9 protein-coding genes and 1 pseudogene are annotated in these 12,556 nt (G+C 40.2%); 1 reads left to right on the top strand and 9 read right to left on the bottom strand.

The window, feature by feature from the left end:
* Positions 1 to 24: 24 nt before the first annotated feature.
* The 9 genes and pseudogenes from AC1ECB_RS06465 to AC1ECB_RS06425 all read right to left on the bottom strand — a co-directional run bounded on the left by AC1ECB_RS06465 (position 25) and on the right by AC1ECB_RS06425 (position 9,406).
* On the bottom strand, positions 25 to 1,596 hold the full coding sequence (locus AC1ECB_RS06465; protein WP_485667955.1) for an ATP-binding protein: 1,572 nt from the start codon (positions 1,594 to 1,596) through the stop codon (positions 25 to 27).
* 166 nt (positions 1,597 to 1,762) lie between these two features.
* Positions 1,763 to 2,368: an HAD family hydrolase gene (locus tag AC1ECB_RS06460; protein WP_485669291.1), complete on the bottom strand. Its 606-nt coding sequence runs from the start codon at positions 2,366 to 2,368 to the stop codon at positions 1,763 to 1,765.
* 241 nt (positions 2,369 to 2,609) lie between these two features.
* Positions 2,610 to 4,046 (bottom strand): proline--tRNA ligase, encoded by a 1,437-nt coding sequence (gene proS / locus AC1ECB_RS06455; RefSeq protein WP_485667954.1) that lies wholly within the window; start codon positions 4,044 to 4,046, stop codon positions 2,610 to 2,612.
* 192 nt (positions 4,047 to 4,238) lie between these two features.
* The gene (locus tag AC1ECB_RS06450; RefSeq protein WP_485667953.1) at positions 4,239 to 4,436 is read right to left on the bottom strand and encodes a hypothetical protein; all 198 of its coding nucleotides are present in this window, start codon (positions 4,434 to 4,436) and stop codon (positions 4,239 to 4,241) included.
* Positions 4,437 to 4,584: 148 nt separating this feature from the next.
* Positions 4,585 to 5,514 (bottom strand): class I SAM-dependent methyltransferase, encoded by a 930-nt coding sequence (locus AC1ECB_RS06445; RefSeq protein WP_485667952.1) that lies wholly within the window; start codon positions 5,512 to 5,514, stop codon positions 4,585 to 4,587.
* A gap of 123 nt (positions 5,515 to 5,637) precedes the next feature.
* Positions 5,638 to 5,778, bottom strand: coding sequence for a hypothetical protein (locus AC1ECB_RS06440; protein ID WP_485667951.1), 141 nt, complete (start codon positions 5,776 to 5,778; stop codon positions 5,638 to 5,640).
* Between the two features lie 157 nt (positions 5,779 to 5,935).
* Positions 5,936 to 6,694 (bottom strand): hypothetical protein, encoded by a 759-nt coding sequence (locus AC1ECB_RS06435; RefSeq protein ID WP_485667950.1) that lies wholly within the window; start codon positions 6,692 to 6,694, stop codon positions 5,936 to 5,938.
* Positions 6,695 to 7,386: 692 nt separating this feature from the next.
* A pseudogene (locus AC1ECB_RS06430) lies at positions 7,387 to 8,537 on the bottom strand (IS91 family transposase).
* Positions 8,534 to 9,406 (bottom strand): tyrosine-type recombinase/integrase, encoded by an 873-nt coding sequence (locus AC1ECB_RS06425; protein WP_485667949.1) that lies wholly within the window; start codon positions 9,404 to 9,406, stop codon positions 8,534 to 8,536. Before AC1ECB_RS06425 ends, AC1ECB_RS06430 begins: the two are co-directional and overlap by 4 nt.
* Before the next feature lie 983 nt (positions 9,407 to 10,389).
* On the opposite strand from AC1ECB_RS06425, the gene ltrA reads away from it, so the two are divergent.
* Positions 10,390 to 12,420, top strand: coding sequence for a group II intron reverse transcriptase/maturase (gene ltrA, locus AC1ECB_RS06420; RefSeq protein WP_485664615.1), 2,031 nt, complete (start codon positions 10,390 to 10,392; stop codon positions 12,418 to 12,420).
* Positions 12,421 to 12,556: the final 136 nt, after the last annotated feature.

The following is a 12,556-nucleotide window of genomic DNA, read 5'->3' as shown; positions in this document are numbered from 1 at the left end:
GGAGTTTCAGTAAAGTACGCAATTTCAAATTGCTAATGCTGATTGTGCTAGGACAACAGGTACAGGTGAGGCAGGCATATCGCTATAAACGCGGGTTAAATACTCCTCAAATTTGTGAACCTTTACCGGAGCAGCAAAGCGCATATAATTTGTAGCGATAATCATTTCCCCGCAATCCAGATTTTTAATTTCATTGCGCTGCTGCAATATATCCTTACGGCACATAGACTCCAGTTTACCTCGATCCGCTTTGGAAGCCAGGCCCAATATAAATAAAGTATTTAGTTGTGACAATACTTTATCTGCTAATAGGCGGGGCTGTTGGTCCACAACACATAACCCTATATTAAATTTCCGGGCTTCGCTAACCAGTCTGGCAAATACATTTTGAGTGCTTTGCTCTTTTTTACCCAGGAAACGATGCGCTTCTTCAAGCACAATCAATATTGGTTTAGCCTCGGAACGCGCCAATTCGGACTTATTGGCATAATGGTGCAGCAGCTTTTTGGACAGCAAGGTTGACAACGCCTGCTCACCGACAGGGGAGATATTTTTAAGTTCAATCAATACCACTTTTCCTTGTTCCAAATCCTTTAGCATTTGCCCAACTGCAGTTATTTCTCCAGAATCATCAATTTCAGTAGTAATATTCAATTCTTGCTCTAAGTTCCAGCAAATACTTTTAATCTTACTGATTGTACGGGATTGAAATTTTTGACCAGTACAACCGGCTATCTCTTCAATAATATCCTCAGACTCATATTTTAAAATATACTCCATCCAGCGATCCTGCCAAACAGACGACAGCTTATAAATAGCATCAAGCTGCGGGTCACTGAAGGTTGCGCAAGCTGTAATATCTTCAGGATCAACTTCATTATAGTTTAATACCAGTTTATTCACATTTTTCCGTTCAGGTTCAGGGTTGGTATTATAAACTACTAGACGATCATTCACTTTAGGATGGAGTGACAAATCGCGGTAATACTCATTATGAACATCGAAAATTAGCAATCCATAGTTGTTGCTGTCAATAATCGAACTGGAAAGTACTTTTACAAGATTACTCTTCCCTGAGCCGGTTGTGCCAAAAATGCCGATATGTTCGGTAATAGCTTTGGAACCAAATATCCCAACAGGTAACTTAAGGACTTCCCGGCCGCTCTTTAAATAACCAACTTCGAGGTCACCCTTCATTTCATCCAGTAAAGCAGTATCATCAGCAGTTAAACCACGAACCTCACAAAAAAAATCCGGACAAGTTTTTGGATTAAATATCTGCCCCTCAGCATCAACATAACAAAGCTGTTCGGCAATACCAATTTTAACAGTATGGTTACCACCCAAGTAAAAGTCAAGCTCTTCCTGGTTAGCCACTTGCCCATTTTCATCAAGTTTGCTCATCAAATAGCTGACACCATTCATTCCTGACCAACGTGACTTAATCTTAAAATCATACGCGCGAATATAGAATCGATCCTGGTTTTTGCCTTCAACAACTAAAATATTGCCAAAATCAACATCTTGATTAGGAGCAACGACAAATTCCATATAGGTGCCTTTTGCATAAGTAAGGCGGCCTTTATACTCTGACATATGTTTTGCCCCCTTAATTTATTATTATTTGCTTGCAATTTTAGTGTGTACGAAAAGCAAAAAATAAAACAGGGGATTATTTCACATAATATTATTTACCAGCAGTTGCATTTTTTGATAAGAAAACTGCTAATGCGATCCTTTGGGCCCCCGTCCCTCACCATAATCACAAATTTAGCAGCTCTTTTATTCTATTGATCGCCCTCTCATAGTTTTCCACATGACCAAAACCATACTTTGCAAAGATAAAAGGAATCTGGGCCATTTGTGTTGCCTCATAATCCCCCTGAGTATCGCCAACATATACAACATCGGTTAAATTATTTCTTTTCATTAGTAGCATGATATTTTCGCCTTTTCCTTTGCCGGTGTTACCAAAGCATTCCCAATCCTTAATATACAGTTCAATACCCGCCTTTTTCATAAACAATTCAATATAGCCTGCTTGGCAATTACTTACAATGAATAAACGATATTTCTCGGAAAGTTTTTTTATGGTTTCTACAACATCGTGAAATAGCAGGTTATCCGTATTTTCTTCCAATGCCTCATGCTCATATATGCAACACTTTTCCATTAGTAACTCTTTAGTTCTCTCATCGGCATCATAAAATAAATTATCGGCGATGACCTTCATCGTCTTACCGAACTCTTTCTTTAACACAGCATCACTTACCACTGCCGCAGTTCCGCCGACTTCAGAAATTGCCTTGTTCCAGGCTTGAGCTACCACTTCCGTTGTATCCCATAAAGTACCGTCAACATCAAATATTATGTTCCGTATGATAAAAACCTACTTTCTGCTTCGTATTCTGAAAGTATAATACAAGATAATGAGCAAAGGATACAAGCAATTCTCTTTTTGGCGATATCTAGTTTCAATACATCCATGTTACGGTTAAAGCGATGAAGGAAATTTCGGGGTTAAGCTTGCAATATTAAGAAATTGCTTTATTATAGAGTGGATCTAACGCAATTCCTTGAATAACGCAAGCCTGACCCCACGTCGATTCCTAATAGGCTCGGCCCCAAAATACCAGACACTTTGCCGGTTTCCCACAGCACAGACAAGTCCCATTGGATCTCTCCTGTTCAAAAGGAATGCACCTTGAAGTAGCGGCTGCCACTTCTTTAACTTTGTCTTCGCAGGCCTGGTCTCCACACCACATAGCTTTACCGAAACCGGACTGATGGTCAAGTTCATCCCTTAGTTCTTCCATCGTTTGTACGGTGAACGTTTTTTCATTTTGAGCCTGACGAGCTTTTTCTAGAAGGGCGATCTGTATACTAATCAGTAGTTCTGACACTTTCCTTTCCACATCAGCCATGGCGACAATCGTTTTTTCTCGAGTATCTCGCCGAACTAGAACCACCTGATCATTTTCAATATCTTTTGGTCCGACTTCTAATCGTAATGGAATGCCTTTCATCTCGTATTCACTGAATTTCCAACCTGGCATTTTATCGGAAGCATCAAGCTTAGTTCTGGCCACTTTAGAAAGTCTGTTCCGGAGTTCTTCAGCCTTTGCCGTCACTCCTTGCTTATGTGTCGCGATTGGTACAATAATCAACTGAACTGGTGCAACTTTCGGCGGTAATACTAGGCCGTTGTCATCCCCATGTACCATTATTAGTGCACCGATTGATCGTGTAGTGAAACCCCAGGAGGTCTCGTGTACATATTGCAGCTTGCCATTCTTGTCCGTATATTGGATGCCGAAAGCCTGGGCGAATCCATCGCCGAAGTAGTGAGAAGTACCGCATTGCAGAGATTTACCGTCGTGCATCAGGCTCTCAATCGTGTAAGTTGCGACTGCACCAGCGAACTTCTCCTTATCAGTTTTCCGACCACGTATCACTGGGATGGCCAACAGATTCTCGCAGACATCAGTATACACGTTTAACATTTGGATGGTCTCGTTTTCGGCCTCCTCGGCAGTAGCGTGAATGGTGTGACCTTCCTGCCACAAAAACTCAAGCGTTCGCAAGAAGGGGCGAGTGGTCTTTTCCCAGCGTACCACCGAGCACCATTGATTGTACAGTTTAGGTAAATCTTTATATGAATGGACAATTTTGGCCCAGTGTTCGCAAAACAGAGTTTCTGAAGTTGGGCGCACACAAAATCGCTCAGTCAGTTTTTCTTCGCCACCATGTGTCACCCAGGCCACTTCTGGAGCAAATCCTGCGACGTGGTCTTTTTCCTTTTGCAGCAGACTTTCTGGTATAAACAATGGCATATATACATTTTCGTGACCTGTAGCCTTGAAAGCATTATCAAGATACTGTTGGATGTTTTCCCAGATCGCGTAGCCGTAAGGCCGGATAATCATACAGCCTCGCACACTGGAATAGTCGCATAACTCTGCCTTTAAAACGACGTCTGTATACCATTGTGCGAAGTCTTTATCCATAGGTGTAATCGCTTCCACTAATTTTTTACCCTTTTCCACGGGGGTTCACTCCTCGCGCTATATTTCGAAAGGGGACAGGGGACGGTGGTGCTGTCTTGCAAACGACACAACCCCCGTCCCTCGTCTACCTCCGGTTGAGTGGATTTGAACCTAGCACCGACCAGTTAGGAGCCAAATGCTCTACCAAGCTCATTATTTTACTTGACAAAAGCTTTGTGCTGACTTGTGTTCTTATATTATGTACCATTCGCCATTTTTGTATTGTACCAGTCCTGCACCTTGCAAATGAACCAGTGCATCGTGCAAAACACTCATTTTCTGATAAAATAACTCATATTCATGCGAAGTCGGAAACGAACTGTCACACATTTCTTTTTGAAAATTCCAATCACTGATGATACTGTTCAGAGCATCCTTAAGTGTTAGCATATCAATCACCTCCATACAAATAAATACTTTCGTTATTTTAAAATTATTAGAACATCATGGCTGTAAGGAGACAAGGTTATTGACATAAATTATACTGGTATATAGTAGACAGACCAATGATGATTTGAGAAACAACTTGACGTTCTCATTAATACTTTTTTGCTATACTAGTCGAAAATGCGAATCCAAGTATCAAGTACCTTTTAAGAAAAAATGGTAAAATAGCTGCCACTGGTTCAATTATCCGCTTTATTTTATGATTTAAGAGAGCAATTTTATTAAAATTTAGAATGTATTTTTTTGCAAATAGATTATAAATGTATGGACTACTAATAACTTTAAATCCATTGTTTTCTAGAAGATCTGTCACTTCATTGTATGTATATTCTTTAAAATGGAATCCTTTAGCTTCCGTTCCTTGAGGATGAAACTTAGCCGTAATATCGGTAGGCCGTAAATGCCAATTGGGAGTAATCGTAATTATTATGCCATTATGGGACAGTTTGGAATAAATCATTTCCAATAACGGATTAATTTCGTCAACTGCAATATGTTCAAATACATCATTCCAGTAAAATATATCAATACTTGAGTCAGGTAACGTACTCAATATTTCATAAACCGCCCCCTCATACACCTTAACATTGTCGGGGAGAGAAGAGGCAAAATCTATAATTATGTCACATCCACTAACATTAATGTTATCTAGTAATGCCAATTCTTTTAAAATTGATCCTGTCCCAATTCCGGCCTCAAAAAATTGTATGACTTTTCGATTAGACTGTAAATCCTTTTGCCTATATTCGTTTAAAACTTTTATGATAATTTCAGAATAGATTTTTCTGGAGCCAAGGTGTAATTTCTTGCCTGTTTTTGTAGCGACTTCTTTCATTATTTCAGTAATAAATTTATATCCTTCTCTCGCTAATAGTAGTCTTCTTTGACTAAAGGGTTGTGCCTTTAGAATCTCATTAGCATATGCTACCTCTTCCTCATAATGAGTTCTGTTTAGATCTTCAATAGATAAATTAGCTATGTCAATTTTTTCTCCCGTAAGCCTTGTAAGAACATTGGACATCCGGTATTCCTCCCTAATTTTTCTAGACTACTTAATTTATAATAAAATTAACCCAGGCAGTTGGAAAGCCGTAAGTACTAAAAGGCTCTTAGATCCTCATTCGCGAGATATCGACTCTTTCTTTCAAATAACCTGCCTCAACTGACAATTGGGGGACGTTCCCGCTTTGTCAAATTTATGACAAATGATAAAAGAGGAACGTCCCCAACTGGCACCCATGAGACGTACCTTTTCTTCTGCCGCCAGCTTTCCTTTGTTCCACATAATTTTACCCCCAGATAGGTCAGTTTTTCTTTTTCACTGTCCTATCTAGGGGTAACATATCAAACCCGGCAGGCGGCTTTGATTCCACCTATTCTTACTTTCTTCCAAAACATTAGCAATTCGTTGCAATGCTTTATAAGCCCGGTTTCCCCATGACTTAATCTTTAATATATTTTTTTATTTTACCCGTAAAAAGACTTAATTGACGTTTCAGTACTGCGTATTTTATCTGTGCCCAAATAATTACCCTTCTATAAAAAGGTTTACAAAAATCATTAGTCTCCCCACGTGCATAAGGCATAAGAACTGCTATTCGAGATACAGCCTTTGCATCAATTAACATATCCGAATATATAAAGGACTTTTCATTTTCATTTTCATCGTATTGAGTAACACCTTTAAGCCAAATTTCAGTATTACTGGGACTATCAGACACCATAAATACCTGTTCCGCTCTCCACTTAGAACTATCCGTCATTGTAATCATAACTTTGTTGTTCGTAACTTCTTTTCCTATATAAATAAAAAACTCATCCCATATACGCTCATACAGCGTAACTCCAGTAATTAGTTTCAAAAAATTGGATTTAGCTAAAACTACACTAAAAATACCCGCAATAAAAGAAGTTACTATAACAATGAAAAAATCTGACCAAAAATCTCTAGTATCAAATAATGGATTATTGATATTTTTAAAATTCACAAAAAAAAATTCAACATTAAATAAATTAATCGGTATAATTGCTAAAGTGGAATATAAAACACAACTGCATACAACACTTTGCGTGACAATATCAACATTTGAAACTGGATTTTTGACTAATGCTTTCCGATAAAAGGATGAAGCTATATATCCAGGTAAAACGAAAAATACAGTCCAAGTAATAATAATAATAATTTTATTCGGATCAATCATTATTTTTATTGGCTCTCATCATAGTATTGTAAAAGCTACTAGCATTGATATACTAATCATTATTAATAATATAGGTATAAGACATCCTCCCGAATCTATAGCTGCTTGTACCACCCTTCCAGTAAAACTCTGTTCATGATCAGACATATTTATCCCCCTTTTTTCCTTAACAATTTTATTAAATTTTTTATATTTTACTCTCAGATAAAATCATAACCTAATATTGCCTTTTTTTCAAGTTTTTCTACATACATTTGTAAGTAGAAAAAATATAAAGCCCCCGGTTTCTCCAAGGGCTACAATCAAAATAATATAAACAACTTAACTTTCGCAGAGTCGAAAACGGGTTAAAGTCACGAAGGGATACAAAGGGACGGTTCTTGAAGGTATCAATCGGAAGTTTTGCGCGCAAAAAGGCTCAATTAACAGCTCCCGGCTGCCAGTTGAGCCACAAAACTATCTACGCGCAAAATTTTTGATTGCCTCAGAAGAATGAAGTCGCGGGCTGCCCAGCTATGGAATTTCAATCTTTTTCTCTTGGTTTTTGATCGTTAATTTTTTCTGTTTTCGTACATTTTTTGTGCTTTACTTTGCTGATTTGTAATAAATTGGGCTTCATTTGTCTTGATTGGACATACCTTCCCCCTCCCCACAAACGGGTCTTGGCAGTATCTATTCAATTTTTGCAACTATTAAGGCGATGCCTCTTTGGGTAACGAATAGCTTGCCTGTAATTTACCTTTTCCACATACAGGACACCTCGTTACATCCCGGCCTACAAGAATGCATAGAATCTCAACAGTTGTAAGACCTTCAAATTTTGGTTTGTAGGTTGGACTTAACGTTAGTTTTCTGCTTAGTTCCAGCTTGGTCTTTTTGTTTCGGTTGGCAAGGAGTCCATAATGCCTGATTTTGACAAAACCTTTGGGAAGTACATGCAGTAAAAATCGCCGGATGAATTCAACGCCACTGAGCGTTAGCGTTTTTGTCTGGTTGTTGTCGTTAGAGTCTCTTACGGTAATTGTCACCGTATGTTCATCCATGGCGACAATGCGCGTATTGGATAAGGCTATCCGGTGCGTGTACCTCCCCAAATATCGGACAACAGCGAGTGGTCCGGAAAAAGTCTTTTTAGAGTAAATGTACCAGTTTTTGGCATAACACTGTTTGAGTAAATCCCGGAAACATTTTGGCTGTTGATATTTCTGGGCATCTCCATAAAACATCAGCAAGTTTTGGCGGTAGTATTGCTTGATGTGGTGAAGAAATTTACCTCGAAACTTTTTAGCTAACACCTTTACTGGAATGAAGAACTTCTTGCTGCTGTTTCGCCATTGATTGTTTTTGGTTAGTCCACCTGCCAATACCACAGTATGGATGTGCGGATGATAGTGCAAATCTTGTCCCCAGGTATGCAGCAAGGAAAAAAGCCGATCTGTGCACCAAGATATTTGGTATCTTGGGAAAGTTCCGCCAAGGTTTGGGCTACCGCTTTATACAACAAGCCATAAAGCAATTCCTGGTTTTGATAAACCAATGGCTGAAGCTGTGATGGTAAGGTAAACACAACATGGAAGTAAGGGGCATTGAGGATATCTTTGCTTCTTGCGTCTACCCAAACTGCCTTATTAATACCCTGACACAAAGGGCAGTGCCGATTTCGGCATGAATTGTAACGAACAACCATATGGCCGCATTCTTCGCATTCAAACGTATGACCACCTAAAGCTGCTGTCCTGCAGCGCATGATATCATTAGCGGCTTTGGCTTGTTGTATGTATGGAGCATAGCTTTGTTCATACTGGGGATAAAACTTAAGGAAAACATCCTGTACCGTAGTCATTTGGAGTTGCTGTTTCCAGTATCAAGAGGGCTCTTAATGCCCATAAGGCTTTTCGATGTCATGTGCAAGTATGTCATTGTAGTCTGAAGATTTTTGTGCCCCAGCATTTGCTGGATAAACACGGGATCGACCCCATCCTCTAAGGCATGTGTAGCAAAACAATGCCGAAGCGTATGGGCAGAAATATTTTGATTTATTTGCAACTGGTTGCGCAGCTTAATCATGGTATTTTTGATGGACTTGACGTTAATGTGCTCGCTTTTGTGTTGTCCTGGAAACAACCAATCGTCCATTTGGTAGCTTGAAAAATATGCCCGGAAGTACTTTCGCAATACATCAAGGGCCAGTTCTGACAAGATGGTGTATCGATTTGTATTATGTTTGGCGTTTTCTACCCGTACGCGCATACTTTTACTACAAATGTCACAAATCTTCAATTTAGCTACTTCGCTGACCCTGAGACCACTACCGTATAGTAATGCTAAAATAGCTTTATGCTTTAGATTCGCAGCTTTATTTAATATTGCCAGCACATCTTGCTTAGGTGGGATGACTGGAAACTTACGTATTCTTTTCATACGGGGAATTTTTAAGGGGTTCCACTCTTTACCTATGATACAGGTATGAAAGAATTTCACAGCGGAAATGTAACAATTAATGGTTCCAGCTGACAGACCCTTTTCCTTTTTGAGATAGAGGATATATTGTTGGATATCGCTATCTGTAACGTTTTCCATGCATTTGTGCTGATTTTGCATATAATTGATGAAGGCAAAGATTCTTCGCAAATAGGATTCCCGTGAAGATTCCGGAGTCCCTTTAAGTTCAAAGTATAGCTCAATCTCTTGTTTATATTGTTGCATAGACATACTACCTCCTGATTTTTTGGTTTTGTGAAGCCAATTCATGGCATCAGGAGGAGCTCTAGCTGTGTTAAAAAACGTATGTATTTCAGTCTTAGGACATGGTATAATCATAAAGTAAAAAGTACGTTTCTCCTTTCTGGTTTGTTTGGTTTGGCGATTAAACAATACCACAAAAGGGCGTACTTTTTACATTTTTCATGAAATTTTTATTTACGGGAGACTACCAAGGCCATCGCGTGAGCGATTTCGTTCTTCTCAAAGGCGTGCGCACTGTTCCTGGACAACCTGTGCAGAAATGAGCAATAAAACCAGGCGCATAAAGCGAATTTTACATTCAAATTGGCAGGAGCATTACCTGCTATGGACTGAATATCGGCAGACCATCCCTAATACTCCGACGTGACTTAAGTAGATTATCCTGCTGAGGTACGAAGCTCGGTGAAGACGGCGAAAAGCAGACCTGTGAAGTGGTTAGCGAAGTAGTCGGGGGCTATAAAGTGATCATGCCTACTCATCAGGAACTTCCGTATGTACGACCCGTAAAGAACAAGATACCTAACTGAAGGTATTTACTCCCTTCGTGGAGTCCAAGCGCAGGAATGGAAATTCCTTTTTTCATTCCTGTTCCAAACCCAATGATAACCCAATGAGGTTTGGAGTCTTACGACCGCCGATAATGGTCAAAAAGATGATTGGCGGGCCAAAGGAAGAGGTTAAAGTCACTATGTAAAGCTAGAATGTAAGAAACAGTGGAACTTCGGACGAGAATGCTAATGCAGATAAAAGCAGATGACTCGAAATGGGAGGAAATGCCCGTTGTATCTGGAGGGCGGCAGCCCGTAGTAATGATGAAATGGAGTAATGTCCATGGAGTGAAGGGGCATAGTCAATATTTATATGAAAGTCAACACAACCTGCTAGGGAAGGCGTGGAGCCATACCTGACATGAAACCAGCTGGCCAAATCGAAAACGAGGAGGCTGATGCTTGGAACAACAATCTAACTATCCCGTCCTAAAAGTTCCTGCCGACGAAAAGGAACTGTATCAATACCTTGACCAGTTGTATACAAAGACCCAGAAAGCAAAAAAAGATAGAAAAGCTATAAAACATAACGGTCTGCTGGAAATCATCATATCAGGGGTTACCATACAAACCGCAGTCCACAATATTAAAGCAAACCGTGGAGCTGACACGCCGGGAACCGATAACGAAACCATGCGGCAAATCCTTGAATTACCCTATGAGCAAGTTATCGATACAATCCAGAAACATTTTAGCCAGTACCAACCTCGGATGATACGCAGAGTGTACATCCCCAAACCGGGAAAAATAAGCCTTCGACCGCTGGGAATACCCGCTGTTACAGACCGCATTATCCAAGAATGTGTTCGCATCGTCATAGAACCAATCCTCGAGGCTCAGTTCTATAGTCATTCTTATGGATTTCGACCCTACCGAGACACACATATGGCTTTGGAAAGAATAGCAGACATCGTCCATAAAACTGGATACCACTGGATCGTCGAGGGAGATATAAAAGCTTATTTCGATACCATAAATCATACCCGGCTGATCAAACAACTTTGGCATATGGGTATCAGGGACAAACGAGTCTTGATGATAATTAAACAAATGCTTAAAGCCGGAATTATGGGCGAAGTTAAGCGAAATCTAATGGGAGCCGCGCAAGGCGGAATCATATCGCCGCTACTGGCAAATGTGTATTTAAATCGATTCGACTGGTCAGTTGCCAATGCCTGGGAAGAAAAGAAAACCCGGTATGCATACACGCGAAAGGATGGTAAGTTACAAGCCTTACGGGAGCGTAGCGCACTAAAACCGGCGTATGTTATCCGCTATGCGGATGACTGGGTACTTGTCACCAACACAAAAACCAATGCAGAAAAGTGGAAATTCCGCCTACAGACAGAATTTATGTCCAAATATAAACTGGCACTATCAGAAGAAAAAACAAGAATCACGAACGTCAGGAAAAAACCAATAGAATTCCTGGGGTTTACCTTCAAGGTCATTAAGTTCGCTAAGGCGCGTAAAGGATACAAGACAAAAACAAGACCCAATCCCTTACGGCTTAAAGACAAAATAAACAGCCTACGCGAACCCATACGGCAGATAAGTAAACAAGGGACGCCAGAACAGACAATAAAGCACATCCATCTGCTAAACAGTCAAATTCGGGGAATCATCAATTACTATGACAAGGCGACTCAAATCACAACGGATATAAACAAACATTCTTGGAATCTTATGTACCTTGCCCGCCGTGAAATGAAGAAAATTGGTGGTCGGTCGATTCCTGCGAATCAGACTGACAATTTATCATCGGTGCATAGTCAATATACAACAAAAATACCGATGCTAGAAGTAAACGGACAGAAAATTGGACTTACCTCTCTGGCCTTTTGCAAATGGCGAAAAACCAAACTGAAAAATCAAGAGGAAACTCCATACACGCAGGAAGGGCGCGAGAGGTATCAACAACGGACAGGAAAGACCAAGGGATTATTTCGCCAAGACAAATTGCTCAACGCGAGCAAAATTGCGAGTCAAACAAACGGTTTAGGGTATAACTTTGAGTATCATTTAAACTGTGCGTATGCATTTAACCGGGATAAAGGGACATGTAGAGTGTGCAAAGTAAAGCTTGGGAGTGAAAATGTGGAATTTCACCGCATTCGACCATCTTTGTCTTTGAAAGACCTTAACCGTGTCCCAAATTTAGCGAGTGTTTGTAAAACGTGTCATGAAAGAATCCACTGGACTGCGGTACATCCGAAATTACCTGTAAAATCGGAGAAAAAGCTTAACAGGATGAGAGAAAAGTTGTTGTTGACTAACCATAAAATATTGATGGAACGCGCGGTGAAGCGAAAGTTTCACGCCGTGTGTGAATCAGGGGAAAAGGGAGTCCGAACGGCGCAAAATGCGTGCGAGGATGCCCCTTACCTACTGGTACTTCAATCGGAAGTTTTGCGCGCAAAAAGGCTCAACTAACAGCTCCCGGCTGCCAGTTGAGCCACAAAACTATCTACGCGCAAAATTTTTGATTGCCTCAGAAGAATGAAGTCGCGGGCTGCCCAGCTATGGAATTTCAATCTTTTTCGACTTATTTCGACGTTTTCTTAAATTA

It is taken from the genome of Sporomusa sp. 246TCP1 (assembly GCF_057319775.1).
This window is presented reverse-complemented; position numbering and strand designations above follow the sequence as displayed.